The following is a 21,687-nucleotide window of genomic DNA, read 5'->3' as shown; positions in this document are numbered from 1 at the left end:
TATTCTCACCTATTCCAAAATCAAATTAATCCCATAAAGCTTGTCCGTTCACCCTAAAACTAAAAAAGAGTAATTACTGCATTAGGTGAGGTGTAGGCAGCAAAATAAAATGTGCTAGGTTGTTTATATGCTTGGGTTCGCCTAGTGGCAAATAGGGCTTTGATTCAGAAGCAAATAACAAATTATTTATTTAATTTATATGTTTTTTCTTATAGTTGCACATATTAAAAACAATACTAAATGAAAGCGAGATGAGATAAGTAATGTCAAAACAAGGGATACAGAAAAAGAATCAAACAAGAGAGCAAGTAGAGAAGCAAGATAAAAGAAATGATGTCGAATTAGGCAATGAATTTCAAACTGGCAACACAAGTTCCCAGAGCCAGAAAAAAAGTGGACGCCAAGTAAATAAAAAATAAATTTAACCTTTCAAAGATAATAAGAAACCTCAGTTCAAATTTATGACTTGAACCGAGGTTTCTTTTATAGAGTGAAGAAGAATTATACGAAAAACAGGCACCAAGCTAAAGAGAATTTGAATTCTATTATGGAAACAGAATTCAAATAAAAAAAGTATCTCACATTAGATAATCGTTAAGTAATGAAGGAATATTTTTTTGGAACCTTCTGTTCAAAATCAAGTAATTATGAATTTCCCCCTATCGAAAAACAGTTTAGTTTATTGAGTTGAATAACTCTCTTATTGACACTTTTAAAGGAATAGAAGTTTAATATCGAGGTTCCAGTTTTTTCTGTAACCTCTTTTGGGATTCCTTTTCTGCCATTATTTTGAGATATTTTCTTATTTTATATAAGTTTGATTTTAGGAAGCAATTAAGATCCTTCCTATAAAAAAGGAATGTATTCATTCTAAGGTTAACCTTATACCATAAATCGTGTTTTTCAGAGTACTACTACGATTTATTGTGTTTATCCTAATCAAGACGTACCTCTGTTTAAAAGTTCAATTAAAATCGACTTGCCTTATACACATATGCCTTTATTTCAAAGTTACGGTTAATTCTCTTTCTGTAAAAACTTGTTTAGCAATAAAAATAGCATTTAACGCTCTAGGAAAGCCAGTGTATGGAATACAGTGAGTAATGGCTTCTACTATTTCATGTGGTGTGAGACCTACATTAAGCGCAGCATTAATATGAACATTTAATTGTGGTTCACACCCTCCTTGTGTCGTAAGCGCGCTTATTGTAACCAGTTGTTTTTGCTGTAGGTTAAGTCCTTCTCTTGTATAAATATCTCCAAAGGCAAATTCAATGACATATTTCCCAATGTCAGGAGCAATGTCTTTTAATGATTCAATTACTCGTTTTCCACCCTCTCCATCTACCTCCATTAACGTTTTCCAACCATTTTCGTAACGTTCATTCATCAACTGAATCTCTCCTTACAACTGAGTTATTTTATTTACAAGTTAGATATTACGCTTTAGAGCGCGCTCTAAAGCAAGCCTTTTATTTCTCATGTTATAATAATAAATATGGAAAATTTATTCAGTATTCAACAAGTAGCAAGTATGACCGGTCTTTCTACACATACTTTGCGTTACTACGAAAAAATTGGATTAATAAAAAATGTGCAAAGAGACCAAACCGGATATCGGCAATATACAGATTTTGATCTAGCTTGGATTCAGTTTTTAATTCGGTTACGTGTTACAGGAATGCCTATACTTAAAATGAAGCAGTTTTCTGATTTGCGACAGAAAGGAGATTCTACTATTACTGCAAGAAAGGAATTGTTAGAAGAACATTATAAAGATGTCTTAGGCAAGATAGAGGAACTAGAGTTAAATTCGCAGAGAATTGAAGAAAAAATTGCGCACTATAAAAAATTAGAGACAGTGGAAAACCAACAATCTTAATAAATATAAAAAAGAACTTGAAACACATTTTTCAAGTTCTTTTCATAGTACCTAGGCTAACATCAAATAGAAGGTGCTGAATTTATATATTTAATAGAGACCCACCTAATACTCTATCTATAACTTCTTGACTAGATGTATGACGCTTAACAGCCTGTAGATGTAAATATCGATCTCCATATGGAAAATCTGAACTAAATTAACGTTCTCTGAGGTATTTCTTTTATAGCCAAAGACAAGGCGTATATTGTATAAAATGGCTTTGCTATAGGACTAATATAAAATGATGTCTAGTTATTGTATTGCTAGGCTGTTTATACACTAGTAATTTCTATTTCTTCAATATTTGGCAGTGCTTCAATTGCTCCTATCTTTGTACATACCAGCGCTCCAACTCGGTTTGCAAATGCAATAATGTCGAGTAGCTGCTCGAAATCATTTTTAATGGATTTGATATTCTGTGCATTAGCTAATTTGAACAACGTTGCACCTACAAAAGCATCCCCGGCTCCTGTAGAGTCAATGGATTTGATAGGGATACTTTGTACGAGTTCTTTTTTTCTACTATTAGATATGAATGTCCCTTTTTTTCCAAGTGTAACTGCTACAATTTTGGCACCCATTTTATGAAGGGTATCCACACCTAATTCATGATTCTTAACGCCTGTGATAATCTCTAATTCTTCCTCACTTACTTTCACAAAATCGCTTAACGCAATAGCTTTCTTTGCGATTGAGATGAAGTCAATTAATCTTCCTTTCCATAAATCACTTCGATAGTTAGGATCAAAAGAAATAAATTTCCCGTCCTCTCTAGCACTAGATATAAGGCTTAAATAAGTTTCACGGAATGGAGAAGTTAACAGGGCCGTGGCTGAACCAAAATGAAGGATTTTAGCTTTATTTATTTTATTTAGGTCAATGTCCTCCATTGTCATTAAAGCGTCAGCTCCCCTATGGAACACAAAGTCTCGCTCACCATTTTCTTGCAGTGACACAAAGGCTAGGGTAGTTGCTACCTTTTCATCCCAAGCAAGCATCGAAGTATCTACGTTTAATGAATTTAAGGTTTCTTCTAAAAAGTAACCGAATGGGTCTTTACCTACTTTACCACTAAATGATGCATTACCCCCTAGTTTCGCTATGGTTGCGCATACATTTGCTGGTGCTCCGCCGGCACTTTTTAAAAATTGGCGTCCTTCTATTAAATTAGAACCAATATCGCTACAAAAGAAATCAATTAATAATTCTCCTACACAAACAACTGGAGCATTTTCGCTTATTTTATTTTGCATTTATATCACACTCATTTACTAAATTTTAAAATTGAATTACCTACTTAGATTTTTTCTCCAAATCCACAATCATTTTCTTGTATGTTTTTTCAGTTAAAGGATAAAAGCATATGATTAATACAGAAAGTAAAATGAAAATTCCTGGTACTAACGCATTCATATTTTTAATAGCATTTAGGGAAGTTACGGTTTGTTCTGCATTAGCTACATAACCTGCTATGCCTAAATAGATAGCTGAAAATGATCCTGCAAGTGCAACTCCTAACTTATTAGTAAAACTCATTAAGGAAATAACAACGCCATCTGCTCGAACTCCAGTTTTCCATTCCGCATAATCTACACAATCCGCGACCATTCCCCAAGCTAGAGTGTTTAATGGGGTTGTGAAAAATCCTGAAGCAAACAGCCAAAATAAAATTAAAGTTACTGAATCAAAAGAAGTAAATTGGAGTCCTATATATGAAATAAGAGATACGCTAGCTGATACAATCATTACACTCTTTCTACCCCATTTATTGGATAATAAAGGAATAAATAAGTTACTGATTAGTGCAGCTCCAAAAAATAAAACAGTGCCCCAAAATACTAATTCTTTTTGGTGAACATTGTAAGTGAAATAGTAAACCATTGTACTAAGTTTGATATTAAAACCGATAGCAAATGCTAAGAAAGATGAAACTAATACGAGTAGTGGCTTGTTTTTAAACAAAACGGATAAAGTTACTTTAAGTCCATGTTTTTTACTTTTTTTAGGAACAATACGCTCACGTACTGTAAAGAAGCTAAATAGATTTAAAATGATACTTACAACAGCATAGACTAGCGCAGCCATCTGGAATCCAAATTCTTGATTTCCTCCTCCAAGAGCTGTTACAAGAGGGGTTGCGCATGAAATGGAAAGGAGGATTCCTACATAAACCAATATCATACGAGTAGTTGTTAAAACTGTGCGTTCCTGAACATTATTAGTAATTCGTCCTGTTAAGCTATTAACTGGAATCGTTTGCATACTAAACGTCATCCCTAATAAGATATAGGTAATGTACATATATATAACATTGCCCGTTGACCCTAAGTGAGGGTTGGTAAAACATAGGATGGTAAATAACGCAAAAGGAAGTGAAACCCATAATAAGTAGGGTCTTGCTTTTCCCCAACGGGTATTGGTTTTATCTAAAATAACTCCCATTATAGGATCGAAAATAGCATCTAGAACTCGTACTACTAAAAATAGCGTTGCAACAGCTGCAGGATGGATACCTCCGACATCAGTATAATAAAAAAGTAGATAGGCATTAACGAATTGAAAAACAATATTATATGCCATGTCTCCCGATCCATATCCAAACCGTTCTAACCAGGATAACCTAGGAATAGAATTAGGTTTACCTTTACTTTCAGCCTCTAATATTTGTGATTGTTCTGCGTTTAACATAGGTAATACCTCCAGAATGCGTTTTCAAAGATATGTTAAGAAAGCTAGTAGAAAGTCCGTATTATAAACATTTACCTTAAAGAAAAAACAGATGCGGTTTAGTTGCAAATGTCTTATTTTAACTCCGCATCTGAAAATTAAAAGTTCAAGAATCTCGTCATAAATATCAACTAGAAATCTAGCTTTCAAGTATAATGTTTTTATTCGTTTGGATACACTATAATTTTTAAACATTCGTTTTTAAAATTTAGTGCTCGCTCCATCGCTTCACGTGTGCCGGCTAACGGATATCTATCTGTTACAAGATTCTTTGTGTCAATTGCACCGGAAGTAAGAAATTTAATTCCTTTTGGATAAGTGTTGGCATAGCGGAAAATACCATATATATCAATCTCATTATCAGCAATAAATGGTACATCGAGTGGAATATCGCTTTGAGAAGGTAAACCTACGATTGCTAATTTTCCACCACGACGAATTGAAGATAGTGAAGATTGTAATGCTTTTGGATTCCCTGCAGTCTCCCATGCAACGTCAACGCCTACGTTTTCAGTAATATTTTTAATTTCATTAAGAGGATCTTGCTCTCTGATATTAATAACGTGAGTTGCCCCCATTCGTTTTGCTGCTTCAAGACGCAATGGTTCTAAGTCTGTTGCTATTATTGTACTTGCTCCAAATGCTTTCGCTGCTGCTACAGCCATTAACCCTACCGGTCCCATTCCCATAATCGCAATCGTTGACCCAGGCTGAAGTTTTGTTCTCGTCGCTGCATGGATACCAACTGAAAAAGGCTCTATTAAGGCAGCATCTTCATAGGAAAGGGAATCCGGGATTAAAAAGACAAAATCCTGACGCATTTTTATATATTGAACAAAGGCACCATCAACTGGTGGTGTTGCTAAGAATTGAACATCTGGACAAAGGTTGTACCTTCCCTCTTTGCATGCTTCACAATGTCCACAGGTTACTCCTGGTTCAACGGCTACTCGATCCCCTACTCTAAATCTTTCAACAGCTGATCCAATAGCTACAACCTCACCTGAGCACTCATGTCCAAGGATAAATGGTTTTTCTACTTTGTATTTACCAATTCTACCCTGGGTATAATAATGTAAGTCTGAGCCACAAATTCCTACAGCCATTACTTTAATTAAAACTTCATTTTCATCAATTTGTGGTATAGGCAATGTTTCAATACTGATTTCTCTTGTGCCGTGCATGACAGCTGCTTTCATAGTTTTAGGTAAGTTGTTATTCATCAATAATTTTCCTTTCTTTAATAGAAATTCTATATAAATCCATAACGTAAAAATAAATATGAATTTACTTTCAACTCATAAATTTCTAATGCACTTGACTGTTCCTTAAATATATTTTTATTATTATGTAAGTGCATACATTTTAGAGTTTTTTATTACATGAGCTAATTTTACCTGCTAACATCACACCATTAATAGCCTTTTATACTGTCTAAAAGTACAGTAACACTGTACTTTTCTTTTTATATACATACAAAGATATAGCGTTAAAATAAAGCTAATAGGAGGTGTAAGATTCTCATGGCTGAAATTGAAGATCGGGAAACATTTGCAGAACTGTTATCTTTGGGTGTTAAAGAACTAAAACTTCACCCTGATTATAAGATTAAAAGGAAAAAAGGCGAAGATAGCTCACTAGGACAATCTTATATAGCTAATATCGCAAATGAACTAGGTGTATCTCCCAATACAATTAAAAGTTGGATAGGTCAGATGGGATTAAAATATATTCCTGGTCGTATTGACGATGGAAAGCTCTTCGGCATCATATGGATAATATTAAAAAAAACGGATATAGATATCAGTTGGTTCTCAAAGCTGATGGAAACAACTTCTATACCCACTCTTAAACCTGCTTTACCAGCTTGGGTATCTTCATGTCTGGAAAAGGCAAAAATATTAGGGGCAGACAACTCATTTGGTGCACCCCTTAATAAAGATATTGAGGAAGTAGTAAAAAAAATATTTCATAATAAACTTCAGACTGAAGCTGCTACTCCAAAGGAACATTTTACAATACATAACTTACCAGCACGCTGGTCAGGAGTTTTTATTGGAAGACACTTTGACCTGGAGGCAATTCGTCAGTGGGTAACTTCCCCTTCTCCATTATGTTTAATTTCCGGATGGGCTGGTATTGGAAAACAACTCTTGCTCTTGAAGTAGCATATGCGTGTATTCAGAAGAATTATAGGGAAACAGAAAGCCTTGAGATGGATTGGCCAAACCTCAATTCTATAGTATGGTTTAGTGCTGACTGGAAGGGACTAACCTTTAGTGATTTTCTAAATACAATTGCTTACCAACTTGGACGGATAGAGCAAATCAACCGATCCATTGACGAGAAACGTTTTGTGGTTCGCAATGCATTAGCTAATTATGCAAAAGAAAAACCTGTATTACTTGTGATTGATAGCATCGATACAGCTGAAAGTGAAATTTATGAATTTATTACTAATCTTCCACAAGGCGTTAAAGTATTACTCACATCTCGCGAGAATCTACAGCAAAAATATAGAAACAACTTTAGAGATATAATAACCATTCAACTAAAGGGACTGGAAAAGGACGATGCTCTTAACTATCTTTCTTACGAAGTAAAACAACATATGAAAATGTCTAATTCATCGAATAAACAAGAACAAATGAAACAGTTATTAAATAGCCCTCTTGAAACTCGTGAACAACTCATTTCAGCTACTGCTGGAAATCCTAAAGCTATCGCTCTTAGTATAGCTTACATTGCAGATGATGACATTCCTGCTCAGCAACTTATTCAGGAACTAGGAAAAGCCGGTTACTCACTGTTGGAATTATTTGATTTTCTTTTCGGACGCACATGGGAGAAATGTAATGAAGATACTTTACATCTTTGGAAAGTGTTATGCTTTTTCAGCAAACCTCCTGACGAGAAAAGTTGGGCAACAGCGGCTGGACTAGACGCTCGAAAATTCCATTTTGCTGTTGATCAAATGAAATTATTTGCGCTTATCCAAGGAGAACGTATAGAAGGAAAAATCCATTATCTAGGTCATCAAACCGTAGTAACATATGGTGAACAACGATTGTTAGAAGATAAACAATTTGAAAATGTAGCACGTAAGCGTTGGAGCCAATACTATATCCACTATTTAGACAACTATTTAAAACGGGATCTTCCGGATTCGATTTATTGGAGTTATTTGCTTGGTCGTGATTTAGAGGAAATTAAGAAAGAATGGCCAAATATACTCAAGGTTATAAAATGGGCAAACGAATCCGATCAAAAAGAGCTTTTGATTGAACTGGTATTTCGCATAAGCCATTTTCTAAGTCGAATTAATTTACCATTAAGGATTAAATATGGAAAAATAGCAGCTGATTATGCAAAACAACTTAGAAAACATACCTATGAGGCATTTTTTAGAATTGATACATTGGGTTGGGCATTGATGGAGGTCAATAACCTAGATGGTTCCCTACTACAAATAGATTCCGGTCTAAAGACACTAGATCAGTTAAGCTCAGACAGGTCTGATGTTTACGATTTGAAAGCTTGGGGACTTGCCTTAAAAGCAAGGCTCTTGTTGAAGAAAAATAATCCTAACAAAGCAGAATGTATTCTTGAAGAAGTTAGGGAGATCTTCACTACACCGGTGATTCAACATAGAATTTCATTAGTGCGAGGTGATCTATGTATGGTCTATAAAAATTATGGAGCAGCAATCCGATTATATGAAGAAGCTAATGAAATCAGTTTAATATATGGAGGAGAAAAGACCATTGAAGCTTACTTTAATTTAGGTGTAGCTTATGTCATTTGTGATATGCTTGAGGAAGCAGAAAAATGCTTTAATAGCCTTCTTTATCAGAAAGACAAAGCCAACCAAATTGAATTAATATACTATCACTACGGGATGGCCCAATTGCTATTACGAAAAGGAGAGAATATAGAGGCATTACATTCTATCCAAGAAGCTATAAACCTTATCGATTCTTGGGGACCAACCATTAGTATTCGAAAAGAAGTAGAAGAATTCAATGAAGTTATTAAACATAATATTAGAGAGAATTAAGTAAAACAGCCACTTGTATGAAACAAGTGGCTGTTTGTTTGAATGTAGTGCTTCAATTAGGTTGAAATTTATCTGGCCTCTTATTTCTTCCAAGTTGATCACTCTTTTCTATTTGGCTTTTATTAGACTAACGCAATTACATCTATATAAAAGGATTATGTTAAAATTACTCTGGTTTCTCCACTAGTTGCATCTGAAAAATTTGAGTTGCTTGAATACCTCTTAAATTTGCTCGTGGTCATACTTATAGAATTAGTTACACTTTTTTGATATATATAGCTTAATTAATGGCTTCAAGGGCTTGTTTCAAATAATCCATTTCAGAGGTTATATCATCTATCTGTTGGTTTAACTGACTTACTTTATCAAGAGTATTCTGTGCATCTAATAAATTAATTTCTAGCATCAAACGGCTTGCTTCACTCTCAAGTTCCAATCTCTTTGCAAATAATACCTCATGCTTTTTTATAATTTCGGATTTTAAATTTTTAATATTGTTTTCTTCCATACTTCTACCTCACTAACTTGTAATAACAGTATTTTATTGAAATGTAAATTCCCCTATATAATTTAATAATTACCTACAAGGAGGTTTATATAGCATGGTTAAAATCCCCTTTTTCACTTACAGGAAAACCACATTTATTTCACATTTACATAAGCTAAATAATAAGAACCAATTAAAATAAATTCCATTATTCACTTTCCTCGGATGGTGTTCATAAGTTCTTGGTGTTGACATTCAGATGCATACTGAGCACTCAAAAGCTTCTCTAACTGTTAAAAACAAATACAACATTCCAAAATAAGGGAAAATTTAAATCGTTTAGTTTTTTTGCAGGAAAAGGAAGCTCAGTATATAAAGATAACAGTATACATCAAAAAGTGTTGAGAAAATTTTATGATCATTTTCTATCAGCACGAGAGCCATAATTTGAGAAAAGAGCTTACATCAGTCCGTGTCTTAAGTATGCCTATTATATAGAATGGGTTACTTAGTAAATAAGGGAAGGTGATTTATATGTTAGGGGAAGAAGATTTAAAAGTAAATTGTATATCAGCTGCTATAGGTTTACTAATCCAACATAATATCATCACTCACCAGGAACTGGACAAACTAACTAAAACGAATTATCACGTTTTTTATCATTTTCTAATGGATAAGCTAATTGAAGAAGAGTTTAGTAAAGATAGAGTGGTACAAACATAAGTACTTCAACAAAACAAAAACCGCAAGATTAAAAGAAAAGATCTCCTATTTCAAACTTGATTCTTATAAGGGTCCTTACATATTAGACATATATAATATGTAAGGGCTTTCTTATCCAACAAAGCCTCCTATAGTTTAAATGTATTTCTTCACAATCTATCATTTTAAAAGTCATTTTATCAAAGGAAGTCTGCCAGTATTGTTTCAAAAAAAGTCCTCTCCTCGTTTCAGGAAAGGAACTTATATTCAACGAATTTTATAAGCTACTTCCAAGTCTGATCCAGTTTATCTGAATAGAAATGTAAGGCTTTTTTATAACTTAGTATTTCATTGTCATTTGTCGTATTTATTAAGCATTGCAGTATCAGTTCCATCGCTTTGCTATGTTCTTTTAAATTGTACAAGGTCATGGAATAAAAAACTTTAATTACATGATTATCTGGGAATAATTCCATCCCTTTTAAAAATGTCTCTTTTGATTTTTCATATTCCCCTAATGCTCTATATGTGCTGCCCAACCCCAATACTGCACCTTCCATATCCTTAGAAGGTAACCCTATCTTTATGGCATTTTCGTAAAAGGGCACTGCCTTTTCTTCTTCTCCTAATATGTCGAAGCTCCAAGCACATTGATAGTTATATAAATCATCGTCTGGAAATTCCTTAACTAATTCACTTAGCAATTCGTTAGATTCTTTGTGATTTCCATTCTTTCGTAACGCTAATGCTTTATCTAATTTGTTATTCAACTTAAATCTCCAACCCTTCTTTTTTCCACTACTTATCTCTTAACATCCTTCCATATCCAGAAATTCAGCGTATTCGGACACTTTATCCAGATCTATTTCTTGCTTTAACTATCTGTTTAATTTTTAAAGGCTAATCCATTGGCCTGCAAAGCTGTTCTAAGTTTAGGTAAAGAAGCCGGCCCCATACCATGAAATTGTAATATCTCTTTTTCACTAAATTTTGATACCTGCTGCAAAGTAGTTATTCCGTTGTTTTCCAATGCTCGTCTTGCTGGTGCTGATAGCAAGGAGAGAAATCCATTGTCAGGTTTGCGTTCTTGCTCACAGGTTGGGCAGGTCGGACAGCTGCTGCTTTTATAATATTTGTGTCCTTTATGACAGATTCTTAGGTTGTCCTTTTGGGTTTTCATTTTTGATTTTTCCTTTGCTCAAGAATTTTTTAGCTTTTATCCCCTGCCACTTCTTCAATGGATGGTTTATGGAGAAACAGAACATCATGCGTATAGTAAGCTAATTATCATTGAATGCTTGTTAGTCTCATTTCAGGTAGTGCAGCTCCATTACAAATTATGCTAACACCTTACATGTTTGCGTTTGAAACCAAGCCGTCCTCGATCTATATCCTTTTGAATGTTTTCGGAAGCAAGAAGAATACTACTTTTTTTCTTATCCTTCTTAACTTCGACTGGACCTACTGTCTTTGCCGTTGCAAGGGCCTTTTCATGAAGTGGCAAATATGAAACACCGACTGTATAGATAAAATTATTCATAGCCGATTTCGCTCGATCTGGAGAATCGTGAATCGTGTTTTCCACTTGATTAAGCATATCGGCAATCTTGCTTGTGCTAAATTCATCGTCAGGACGATTACCTAAAAGCCAGCAGTAACAACTCCAACCTGCCGACATTTTAAGTTCTTCACCGCTTGCCACCCATCTATCAGCAACAACTTGCGCTAAATCGGTTTCTGACAAAGTTACTGCAACTACATAATCGGATAGCATGTAAAAATACGCTTTATCAATCCAACGCTCAAAATCCTCAGCAGTCATCTCTGTTGGGTCTGCAATGATACCAGCAAAATACATAGCATCGTAATTGCCAGAAGCGTAAAGCTGCTCAGCTAAAGCCTGGTTTTTCTTGATTTTCTTTGCAATCGGCTTCATTTTTCCTGTTGCCACTCCAAAAAGCGGATCGTGTGCACCATTGTTTATGTAAGTCTTTTTAATTCGTTCCGTACCAAGCGCTTCTAGTTCTTTCATAACCATTTCAAAATCCATCGTTCTGTACCCTCCTTCTTCTCCGTTCATAATCTGCTTTTTATTTCCGCCAAAAAGTTGAACAGTCTTTCTTATCTAACATATTAAACTCAATTATTTTTTTAAGTAATTCATAGTTTACTGGCTCAGTCCATAGAATTCGAAACAGGCCTTTGGTAGCGCTGTATCCAGCCTGGGCAATGTCATCATTAAAGTGCGCAATCCCTATTTCTTCAGGTGAAACGCTCAAATGATGTTTCGCTGAGGCAAAGCCGATGATGAATGTTCCATGATCAGTAAACATTGGCGTATTCCATTTGATTTGTGGTTCCAAATTCGGGAAAGTATTAGCAATCCAAGCCAAAACTTCCTCTGTTCGATCACGGTGGTCAGGGCTATCTATACGCGCTAAATATTCTGCAAAAACTTCCATAGCATTTTCTCCTCAAATAATTTTTTTAATCTACTCTACTTTTATACAAATGGAACATCAGTCAGTTCACTTAACCTTATTTCATTTTTAACTCAAATACATTAACAATTTATATTAGCCATGTTTTAAATAAAATGTACTAATCATTTAATCCTTTTCCATTAAGAATGTTCGGAATGCATTTTTCAACTCTTGATGCTCGAGTCTTAGATTGTTTGGCCGCAGAAAAATAAAGAATATATGCTCTTTGCCGTCCTGGAGTCAATGTAGTAAAAGCATCTTTTAGAGCAGGTATTTCCTCAAATTTATGCTGTAGCTCTTCAGGAATAATGAGTTCTTCATGCTTTTTGTCTTTGACTTTTAATCCGGCTTTTTCCACCTCAATAGCTTCATAAATATAAGCTTTTAAGACGGCTTCCTTTTCAGCTATTTCTTGCACATTGGTAAAGCGAATTTGCCGCGCTCCTTGTACATTCTCCGTTTGTTGGATTAGAATACTATGAGAATCTTGTAACAGAGCACCTTTAGGAAACAGCAGCGCACAGTATTCTTTGAATCCATGTATTAAAACAATGTTTTTCTTCTCAAACGTGTAACAAGGGTTCATCCATTTATAATCTTCGGTCAACTCACAGTCAAGAACAATCTTTCTCAACGTCTCATATTCTTCTTTCCACTTTTTAGCTTTACTTAAAAACTCATCGACCTTAGGATGCATTTTACTATTTGTCATCAAGGAACACTCCTATTCAATTTTTTAATCTGTCTCTCTCGCAATCATACAGTCAACCTTCAATTCATTTAATGGTGTTACTATTCTTCAAATGCAGGAAATGCCCTTCTTCAACTGACTTGATAGTTATTAAAATCATAAATATTTTAACTTTATAAGAAAGAGGCTTTCGTTTATTTATCAAGCGTTACCCTTTCACCAGTCTCTGCAGATGTTCGAACCGCATCTAATAATTGATGAAGTTTAACAGCATCGTGGAAGTTTGGAATTTGACTTTTATGTTCAAATATATCTTTTGCCAACACCTTATAAGCCTTTTCAACGTAATCTTTTGGATGATTATCTTTTACCGAAGATACGTTTATCTCTTCAACATACACACTTTCAGTACTTAATAAATAAGTAGGATACTTAACCTTCTCTACTTTGAGATTACCAAATTGTACGTGACCGGATGAAGAATTCTGGGTTAAGCGGAAAACACCTTTTTCTCCTCTAATCTCTAATTGAAAAGCAGGATAAACTCCGCCTTGAATATGAACAGCAGCTGAAATGTTACCGTTGAGTGTTCCCTGTATTAAGATTTGGTCCGCTGTATCCTTTGACACCGTAACTTCTGCTCCTTGTATGAGAGCTTCTGTATAATGCGTATTCATTATCGACGATAACTCTTTAAAGTCACCTAAGATGTAGCACAGAACATCAAGCGAGTGTCCACCATTGATTGTAAGAAGGTTCGCTCCATTTTCTTTTTTTAAGATATAGCTGTTTGCTTCATCTGTTATTCCACCCTTTCCTTGTGTCGCTACCTGCATGGTACAGGAGATAATTCTTCCAATTTCCCCTTGGTTAATAGCCTGCTTTACATAATTCACCTCGGGAGATTGTCTTGCTTGTAACCCAATCGCATGGTGAATGTCCGCCTTATCCGCTAACTTTGCCAGTTTAATTGCTTGCTTAGTATCTACACCTAAAGGCCACTCGCAATAAATATGTTTCTTTTCCTCTATTGCTGCAATTGAAGCTTCGTAATGAAACGGAACTTTTACACTAACTACTACTAAATCAACATCTTTAGATTGCGCTAGTCCCTTATAATCTGTAAAGCTATGGCAAGCATTAAGTACTCTCGCACTTTCCTTGGCGGTTTCTGCTTTTGATGTTCCAATTGCGGTTATTCGATAAAAAGGGCTTTCTTTCAGTACTGGAATATGTGTTTTGCTCGCCCATTGATTATTTAAAGATCCCCCTATAATCCCTACTTTTATTAATTTCTCCTTCATTAGACATTCCTCCAACATTTTGTAGAAAACATTACCTTTTAATCAAGTATAATTAAAATGAATCACCATTTTAAATATTAAAATATGATAGCTATATCACTTTTTTTGATGGAGGGTGAATATGAATGGATATTGAAAATATGAAAGCTTTTGTTTCAGTGGCCGAATTAAAAAATATATCTGCGGCTGCAATAAAATTGAACCATCTTCAATCTAATATGACTGCCAAAATAAAGAAAATAGAAAGCTATTATAATCAAGAACTCTTTATTAGAAACTCAAAGGGCGTTAAATTAACCAAGCAAGGAGAAAAATTGTACCACCAATTTAAAAAAATATTGCTTCTTTGGGAAGAAACTGAAAATAAGATGAAGAAACAAGATGAAAAACTCCGCATCGGCACCATGATATCAGTTGGGGGCACTCAATTCTCAAGCGCTTTAAACAAACTTTACAACACCTATCCAGATCTAGCAGTAACATTAAAAACGGGTTCAACCGAATATATTGAAAATCAAATTCTACTTGGACAAATCGATGTAGCTTATACAATTGGATCATTAAACAACCAAAAGATAAAATATAAAAAAGTAGGCGTAGAAGAAATGGTTGTCATTGGTCGCGATATTGATCAACACACGACATTCGATGACTATGTAAGACAAAAGAATATACTGGTACTTTCAGATAAGTGTTTGTACATGACAATATTAGATACTATTTACGCCAGCTTACATATTGAACAAGGTGACATGATCGAAGTCAGCGATCCAGAAACATTAGTACAATTTGCGTTAATGGGCATGGGAATTTCCTTAATATCTAAGCGTATCGCAAACCGTTATAACATCCATAATTATTTAGAAGTTCCACCACCTTATCGGTACACTGACTTTTATCTCATTCCCCGGCTAAATTATGAATTTACCCCTATCGAAAAACAGTTTATTGAATTGAATAACTTCCTCGGGGACACTTTTAGAAGAGTAGAAGTTTAATATTGAGGTTATAGTTTTTTCTGTAACCTTCTTTGTGATTTCTTAGCTATCATTGTTTTTTATATAGGTACAGTGAAAGATTTTTTCGCTTTACATAAAGCGTATTCTTAGCAGCCATTTATAAAAAAGAGTAAATCAATGTTTGATTGGCTCTTTTTTAATCTTCCCTCATATAAAAGAAGAGATATAGTACAAGTAAAGTTGATTATCCATTTTTTATTTCTATGAGCTTGAAGACTTTTTTCAAGCAGCTGCTTTTGTCCTTCTTCCCTTTTTATATCTTCTGAATTATTGAGTGTAGAGTTCAATGTTATTTCTCCTTAGAAAACTAATTTTATATAATTTATATATTGGTTATCTTTTCTCTTTAAGATGATGGTATAGTTGGGTGTTCTTGAAGGGAAAGCCAAATTTAAACAATCGTTTTAGCAAACGCATGGGCTTCTTTCACGCTGATTACAACATCCTCCAACAAGCTCATTTTCTCCTCTTCTTCAACGTTTGCATTTAATAGAAAAAATAAAGCAAGGAATGCCTGCATGTCGATACATGTAATGAACCTGTTTGGTAGCTACTCATAATCGATCGAAAGAACTTTCAAAAAAAGAACATTCGTTCTCTATATCATACAAGAACAAACGTTCTCTTTTCAATAAAAACTCTAAATTTGACATTATTCCTATGAATAGCTTCGAATTTATTATTAAAAAAGAAATACCTTATATACCTAGAGAAAGATATCAAGATAACGAAAACAAAAAAACATGAGAAAATGTTCTAAAAAGCAAAATTTCAGAATGAAATAATCAACAAAATTTGCCATAATAAGTGAAGTAAGGAGGTGTATTATGTTTCGATTGTATGGAGCCTTAATTGGGCTTAGTTTAATTTGGGGTTTATCTTTTGTATTTATGAAGTGGCTGCTTCCCTCAGCTGGTATATGGGGAATTGTATTTTTTCGTTGTCTAGCAGGTACTATCATCTTGCTCCCGTTTCTATGGTGGAAGCGTAGAGAAGTTAAAGAGAAACTGCCCTGGAAGGCGTTGATTATTGTTGGTATATTTAACTGTGGTTTAGCCTGGGGGTTAATTTCCTTAAGCGAAACTGAGATAAACAGTACGACTGCCTCCATTCTGAATGCAACCACTCCAATCTGGACAGGTCTTATCGGATTTATTCTTTTTTCTTATCGACTTACCCGACGTCAGTGGATCGGTATTCTTATCGGTTTTTTCGGGATACTCGTCCTTATGGATTTTCAATTTGGTCAGATTTTCGGAAGAGGGTTTGTTGGAATTGGAACAATGCTTGTTGCTTGTATTTGCTATGGGCTTGCTGGGCAGTTAACAAAACGGTTTTTGTCTGAGGTGAGCGTACTAACTATAACAACCTTCACCTTACTAACAGGCGCTATCATCGGTTTAATTGGGATGTTGATTACTGAACCATTCAAATCTGATTTGTTAATTCATCCACTTCCGATTCTGGCAATTGTGGGTCTCGGCTGTTTTGGCTCAGGATTGGGTCAGTTAATCTATTTTTATATCAATAAAAATGGTGGCCCTGAATTAGCAGCGACGGTTACTTACCTAATCCCTGCCACGGCCATGGTATGGGGTTATGTACTACTGGGAGAGACAATTACTCCAAACGTAGTCATTGGACTACTTATTATCTTTGCTGGCGTTTATCTTTCATCTAGGAAATCAAAAGGTAAAACTCCCTATGCCACTCTTGTTAGCAATAAACAAAATTAAGTAAGTAGATTTTATAATGTGAGTCTTTAAAGTTATCTCTAAGAGAGGAGTTAAGAAACTGAAGGACTACAGAGTATGATATATTTAAAACGAAATTCTAGAATTCCGTTTTAAAGGCAGCCCTTTGCTTATTATACATCCTACCCATTTATTCAAAATGTTGGTCATTGCTTTTATTCTCTTCGTAGCTTCGAAGTATTTACATTATGGTAACTGCACGTGTATACCCGACAAAGCTAAAAAACAGAAAAAACTCCACAGGCGGTAGGGAGTTTTTTCTGTTTAGAACGACGTAATTCAAATAAGAACAGTGGCAAATGCCTCCAGGCATCTTGTGTAGTTTGTTCAAATCGTTAAAAGCTTATATTTTGTTTACTCAACATTTGGAAATTCATGAGATTTTCTTTGGAGTTTGCGCAAATTTCCACGGACGAATATATCTTGAAATTCATCACACCTAAAGGGAATAAGTGGTGACAAATATGGTACACCTACTGATTTTAACTGTACAAGGTATAGAATAACAATAGTTGAAACAAGCATAATACTTGGCAAATCAAAGTAATAGCAAGTAAAAAAATATAAAAATCTTAATGAACCTATTCCAGTTTGCCCTCGATAAATAACTAAAGTAGATAGATACACACTCAGCCCTGTTACTACGAGGCTTGCAGGATGGATAAGTTTAGCTGAAACAGACATTTCACCAATCACAATAGTTGCTAACAATGTGACAATAATAACCGTTCCTTTTGGAGCACGTGTGCCTATATCAATTAATATGCGAAATAAAATAAGTAAAATGGCTATTTCCCAAAACGTAGGTAATAATTCTCCATGGTTAAATAAATCTTTTTGGATTTTTTGACTGTATCTATCACTATGGAATTTTTCTAGACCAACATAAATACCAGGGATAAGAATTGAACTGATAAAGCCAAAATATCGAATAAATCGATTGACCAAACGTCCAGTCTTCAAATGAAAATCATCTGGGGATTGAAAGAAATCGACAAATAAACTCGGAGCTATGATTGAATAAGGAGACCCATCTACTAATACAATCACTTTTCCTTCTAAGAGAGATGAAGTGGTTGTGTCCACACGCTCTTTCGTCATAACAAGGTTAACAAAAGTTTTAGGCTTTCCTTCAATAGCATCCTCGACTATTCTTGAAGCTAGTATGTAGTCTACATCTATCTTAGAGATTCGATGCTGTACTTCTTGCAAAATAGATTGATCCACCAAGTGTTTCATATAAATAATAGATATATCTGTTTTTAAATGTGTGCCATAGGGCTTTGTATCAATGATTAATTGGGGTGTCTGAATAATACGTCGTATTATATTTATATTGGTCGTTAGGTTTTCTGTGAAACCTACTGCTGGTCCTCTTATCGCCCGTTCTCCTAATGTTTCTTCTAACCCTCGCTCTATCCATTTAGTTGTAGGTATAAGCAATCCATTTGTTTCTCCCTCTATAAGAAGAAAGGTATTTCCTTTAACCAAAGCATCTTGAATCTCTTCAACTGACTGAGTTTCTTTCAGAGAAGCAGAATTAACAATAGTCTTTATTTGCTGGATAGATGGATTATCTTCATTAACCGTTTCCCATGCTTGCTGTAAAGGTTCAATAATATATTTTTGTATTTGGTCTTTCTCTACAATTGTATTTAAATAAAATAGTGTAATCTTATCTTTTAAAATGGTCCTTTTCTCAAAATCGCTTGTGATTTGAAATTGTCTTTCAATTCTCTTGGAAATATTTTGAGAAGATTTATTTAATGAAGAAGACATTATATTCACCTTTAAATTAGTTTTATTGATTAATTTGTGCATATTCCATCATTATTATGCCGTGTATATAATCGCGAAGAAAATAAAGCTCCTACCCAATATGAGCTAGAATGGAATATTATATATCATTAAGGAGAAAAGTTAGCCTGCCAAAATAGATTGTTTGGAAAACTAACTTTTCAATTATAGAAATAATAAGTATAAATGTTACACGTTTTTCTTTATTAAACGAGTGTTCTTATGAATCTGAACGTTTGGATACGCAATTCCACCTAGAATGATGATCACACCGATCCATTGAAGGAAGGTGACGGTTTCGTGGAGAACAAGTGTAGACATAATTACGGCCGTTGGTAACTCTGATGTACTTAGAATCGTGCCTAAGCTTCCCCCTATTTTAGGCATGCCAATATTAAATAAAATAGGTGGAACAAGTGAACCAAAGAATCCAGTAAGAAGACCATACATGAATAGCCCATCTGTAAGTGCATCGTTTATAAGAAATACTGGTGGTAACGAAATAAATATAAGCAATGACGCTCCGGTTGTCATAATAGCGCTTTTATAAATAGGATGCACAGGTATAGTTGTGTTCCCACTTATATAAATAAAGAAAGCAAAGGAGACAGCAGCAAGTATCCCCCAGCTTATTCCAGCAAAAGAAAAAATGATGCCAGTTTGCAAAAATCCAGAAGCAAGGACAGAACCGACAAGAATAATTATCGTTGAGATGAAGCTTTTTCGACTTGGTGCTTCTTTCGTAAAGACATATTGCAAAACCATACTTATCCATGTGAATTGCAGTAGAAGAATGATGGCAAATGAGGCATTAATATAACCAAGTGCTTGATTGTAAAAAATACCCGTTAGTCCCATCGGTATGCCTCCTATGGCCAAAGTAAGCCATTGTTTACCTTTCAAACGTTTCTTTGGAACAAAGGCTGCAATAGCCCACAACATAATAGCACCAAAGAAGTATTGACTTCCTGTCACTTCACTTAGTCTAAACCCCTCACTGTACCCTAATTTAACAAACGTTGATACCACTCCATAAGAACAACCACCCAGAAAAACAAGTAAAGCATAGTTCAAAATTTTCATTATAAAATCCTCCATAAAACACAATAAAGCCACCCATCTCCTATAGAAGATGGGTGGCGAAAAGTAAAAGAATAAATTTAAACAAAAAATCCACCTGCTGTAAACAGACTTTTACAGCTTTTAGTTATTTTAATAATTTATATTATAGAATTCCCACTCCTAAGTATCAAGCTGAAATTTAGAGGAGGCGATGGAAGAACAATAATTTCCGATAATACGTTTTCTGTAAAGTAGCTCTGTATATCAATTGTTTTTTTCTTTCAAAAAGGGTAAGGACCAAATAAGATCATGTTAATTCTTGGAGTTAACACTTTTCCCCTTTTTTAACCTATTTTGTTGGATATAGGCGCCATAATAGGCGTCTTTTTTTGCACAAAAAAGGCAATCCACTACGTTTTCATGAATATAGATAGGAAAAGAATGAGGAAAGGGAAGATCTGAATGATAAGAAAGTTATCTATTCCTATTTTAATCTTAGTGATCCTATGGACAATTATTCTTTGCCTAGAAAAACAAGTGATTTTGGCCTGTTTTCTATGGATGGTTTATAGCGCCTTACAGTTTTTCCGAAGGGCATAATTTCTATCTTCTAAATAAAGATTTTTAGGCAAGTATATGAATCATACATAAAAAGATTTCTAATAGACCTTTGAATTCCTTTAACAATACTACAAACTTAACCTCCTTATATAAACAAAAGACACTGGCTCTTAACCAATGTCTTTTGTTTATAATTTTATTTTATCCTGAATAATTTTTATAGAAATGTCATTCAAGTGAATCATTAGACGCTTTTTAGTTCCCTTGGATCTGTTACTTTGTGTTTGTATTTCTTTTCAAATTTATTAAACATGGATATATTCGCCAACACTCCTACAGCAAACATAAGCAATGTAAGAGAAGAACCACCATAACTTACAAAAGGTAGCGTTACACCTGTGATAGGAAGAAGGCCAGTTACTGCTCCTAAGTTAACAAATGCTTGAATGCCAATCATGACCGAAATACCGATAGCTAATAAGGCACCAAAAGGATCGCTGCATCTTCTTGCTATTTTTAGGCCTTGCAAGATAATAAAAAATAGTAACCCTAATACAAGCAGTACTCCCCAAAAACCTAATTCCTCAGCAATAACTGCCATAATAAAATCTGTATGAGACTCAGGTAGATAACCAGCCTTTTGAATACCTTGTCCTAACCCTTGACCAGCTAGTCCCCCAGTTCCTATAGCTAGGTAGGAGTTAACCAATTGGTAACCATCTCCTTGCTGATTCGCAAAAGGATGGAGAAAACCAGTAAAACGAGACAAACGAACAGGAGAAAAAACGGTAGCCATCTGTCCTGTTACTAATAAAATGATTAGCATAACGACCACACCTACAACTCCGAGTAAAGCAATCTTTAGCATTGATTTTATTGAAATGCCTGAACATAAAACAATAGCTAAAACGGTTCCTAAAATAAGTAGAATCCCACCATAATCAGGTTGTAAAGCAATTAAGAAACAAATAAACAACACAATAAGGATAGGCGGAATAATAGCGCGTTTTAGATCATTGATATACTCTTGTTTATTTGCAAAAACAGCCGATAAATATACAATGATCGTTAGTTTCGTAAATTCTAATGGTTGTATTCGAATAGGGCCCAGTATAAGCC

At 34.6% G+C, this 21,687-nt stretch carries 19 protein-coding genes and 1 pseudogene; 6 read left to right on the top strand and 14 right to left on the bottom strand.

What is annotated here, in order from left to right; translation table 11 throughout:
- Positions 1 to 263 precede the first annotated feature (263 nt).
- On the top strand, positions 264 to 419 hold the full coding sequence (locus AC0C45_RS12450; RefSeq protein WP_013058266.1) for a hypothetical protein: 156 nt from the start codon (positions 264 to 266) through the stop codon (positions 417 to 419).
- 581 nt (positions 420 to 1,000) lie between these two features.
- Here the strand turns inward: AC0C45_RS12450 and AC0C45_RS12445 are convergent.
- On the bottom strand, positions 1,001 to 1,390 hold the full coding sequence (locus tag AC0C45_RS12445; RefSeq protein ID WP_034650044.1) for a carboxymuconolactone decarboxylase family protein: 390 nt from the start codon (positions 1,388 to 1,390) through the stop codon (positions 1,001 to 1,003).
- 108 nt (positions 1,391 to 1,498) lie between these two features.
- Here AC0C45_RS12445 and AC0C45_RS12440 point away from each other — a divergent pair, with 108 nt between their 5' ends.
- The gene (locus tag AC0C45_RS12440; protein ID WP_237892689.1) at positions 1,499 to 1,882 is read left to right on the top strand and encodes a MerR family transcriptional regulator; all 384 of its coding nucleotides are present in this window, start codon (positions 1,499 to 1,501) and stop codon (positions 1,880 to 1,882) included.
- 314 nt (positions 1,883 to 2,196) lie between these two features.
- On the opposite strand, the gene AC0C45_RS12435 is transcribed toward AC0C45_RS12440, so the two are convergent.
- The 3 genes from AC0C45_RS12435 to AC0C45_RS12425 all read right to left on the bottom strand — a co-directional run bounded on the left by AC0C45_RS12435 (position 2,197) and on the right by AC0C45_RS12425 (position 5,874).
- Positions 2,197 to 3,177 (bottom strand): carbohydrate kinase family protein, encoded by a 981-nt coding sequence (locus tag AC0C45_RS12435; protein ID WP_472928172.1) that lies wholly within the window; start codon positions 3,175 to 3,177, stop codon positions 2,197 to 2,199.
- Between the two features lie 40 nt (positions 3,178 to 3,217).
- A complete protein-coding gene (locus tag AC0C45_RS12430) occupies positions 3,218 to 4,612 on the bottom strand; it encodes an MFS transporter (RefSeq protein ID WP_472928171.1) in 1,395 nt (464 codons plus the stop codon).
- Positions 4,613 to 4,812: 200 nt separating this feature from the next.
- On the bottom strand, positions 4,813 to 5,874 hold the full coding sequence (locus AC0C45_RS12425) for an NAD(P)-dependent alcohol dehydrogenase (RefSeq protein ID WP_128820090.1): 1,062 nt from the start codon (positions 5,872 to 5,874) through the stop codon (positions 4,813 to 4,815).
- A 300-nt stretch (positions 5,875 to 6,174) separates the two neighbouring features.
- On the opposite strand from AC0C45_RS12425, the pseudogene AC0C45_RS12420 reads away from it, so the two are divergent.
- Positions 6,175 to 8,708: pseudogene (locus tag AC0C45_RS12420) on the top strand (NB-ARC domain-containing protein).
- Positions 8,709 to 8,988: 280 nt separating this feature from the next.
- Here AC0C45_RS12420 and AC0C45_RS12415 read toward each other — a convergent pair.
- Positions 8,989 to 9,216, bottom strand: a complete 228-nt coding sequence (locus AC0C45_RS12415; RefSeq protein ID WP_280168628.1) for a hypothetical protein — start codon at positions 9,214 to 9,216, stop codon at positions 8,989 to 8,991.
- Positions 9,217 to 9,729: 513 nt separating this feature from the next.
- Between AC0C45_RS12415 and AC0C45_RS12410 the strand changes: the two genes are divergently transcribed.
- Positions 9,730 to 9,918 carry a hypothetical protein gene (locus tag AC0C45_RS12410; RefSeq protein WP_014458940.1) on the top strand — a complete coding sequence of 63 codons (189 nt, stop codon included), beginning with the start codon at positions 9,730 to 9,732 and terminating at the stop codon, positions 9,916 to 9,918.
- A 263-nt stretch (positions 9,919 to 10,181) separates the two neighbouring features.
- Here the strand turns inward: AC0C45_RS12410 and AC0C45_RS12405 are convergent, their stop codons facing one another.
- From AC0C45_RS12405 to AC0C45_RS12380, 6 genes are all read right to left on the bottom strand, one after another.
- Positions 10,182 to 10,667, bottom strand: a complete 486-nt coding sequence (locus AC0C45_RS12405; RefSeq protein ID WP_280168629.1) for a tetratricopeptide repeat protein — start codon at positions 10,665 to 10,667, stop codon at positions 10,182 to 10,184.
- 116 nt (positions 10,668 to 10,783) lie between these two features.
- Positions 10,784 to 11,077 (bottom strand): RNA polymerase alpha subunit C-terminal domain-containing protein, encoded by a 294-nt coding sequence (locus AC0C45_RS12400; RefSeq protein ID WP_472928170.1) that lies wholly within the window; start codon positions 11,075 to 11,077, stop codon positions 10,784 to 10,786.
- Between the two features lie 162 nt (positions 11,078 to 11,239).
- The gene (locus AC0C45_RS12395) at positions 11,240 to 11,947 is read right to left on the bottom strand and encodes a DNA alkylation repair protein (RefSeq protein WP_047931321.1); all 708 of its coding nucleotides are present in this window, start codon (positions 11,945 to 11,947) and stop codon (positions 11,240 to 11,242) included.
- Positions 11,948 to 11,987: 40 nt separating this feature from the next.
- Positions 11,988 to 12,359, bottom strand: a complete 372-nt coding sequence (locus AC0C45_RS12390; protein WP_095378952.1) for an iron chaperone — start codon at positions 12,357 to 12,359, stop codon at positions 11,988 to 11,990.
- A 139-nt stretch (positions 12,360 to 12,498) separates the two neighbouring features.
- Entirely contained in the window at positions 12,499 to 13,092 is a 594-nt protein-coding gene (locus AC0C45_RS12385; RefSeq protein ID WP_237892695.1) for a YdeI/OmpD-associated family protein, read from the bottom strand.
- Between the two features lie 173 nt (positions 13,093 to 13,265).
- On the bottom strand, positions 13,266 to 14,375 hold the full coding sequence (locus AC0C45_RS12380; RefSeq protein WP_237892696.1) for a Gfo/Idh/MocA family protein: 1,110 nt from the start codon (positions 14,373 to 14,375) through the stop codon (positions 13,266 to 13,268).
- Positions 14,376 to 14,500: 125 nt separating this feature from the next.
- On the opposite strand from AC0C45_RS12380, the gene AC0C45_RS12375 reads away from it, so the two are divergent.
- Positions 14,501 to 15,373, top strand: a complete 873-nt coding sequence (locus tag AC0C45_RS12375) for a LysR family transcriptional regulator (protein WP_472928169.1) — start codon at positions 14,501 to 14,503, stop codon at positions 15,371 to 15,373.
- A gap of 848 nt (positions 15,374 to 16,221) precedes the next feature.
- Entirely contained in the window at positions 16,222 to 17,130 is a 909-nt protein-coding gene (locus AC0C45_RS12370; RefSeq protein ID WP_237892698.1) for a DMT family transporter, read from the top strand.
- Between the two features lie 372 nt (positions 17,131 to 17,502).
- On the opposite strand, the gene AC0C45_RS12365 is transcribed toward AC0C45_RS12370, so the two are convergent.
- The 3 genes from AC0C45_RS12365 to AC0C45_RS12355 all read right to left on the bottom strand — a co-directional run.
- On the bottom strand, positions 17,503 to 18,927 hold the full coding sequence (locus tag AC0C45_RS12365; RefSeq protein WP_237892699.1) for a spore germination protein: 1,425 nt from the start codon (positions 18,925 to 18,927) through the stop codon (positions 17,503 to 17,505).
- Between the two features lie 207 nt (positions 18,928 to 19,134).
- Complete coding sequence (locus AC0C45_RS12360) at positions 19,135 to 20,028, bottom strand: EamA family transporter (protein ID WP_472928168.1); 894 nt, start codon at positions 20,026 to 20,028, stop codon at positions 19,135 to 19,137.
- A gap of 784 nt (positions 20,029 to 20,812) precedes the next feature.
- Positions 20,813 to 21,687, bottom strand: an 875-nt coding sequence (locus AC0C45_RS12355) for an FtsW/RodA/SpoVE family cell cycle protein (protein ID WP_472928167.1), incomplete at its 5' end; no start/stop codon positions are given.

Source organism: Priestia sp. VA7, from assembly GCF_055710015.1.
Note: the sequence above shows the minus strand (reverse complement) of the source record. Positions and strands in the feature narration are given on the sequence as shown.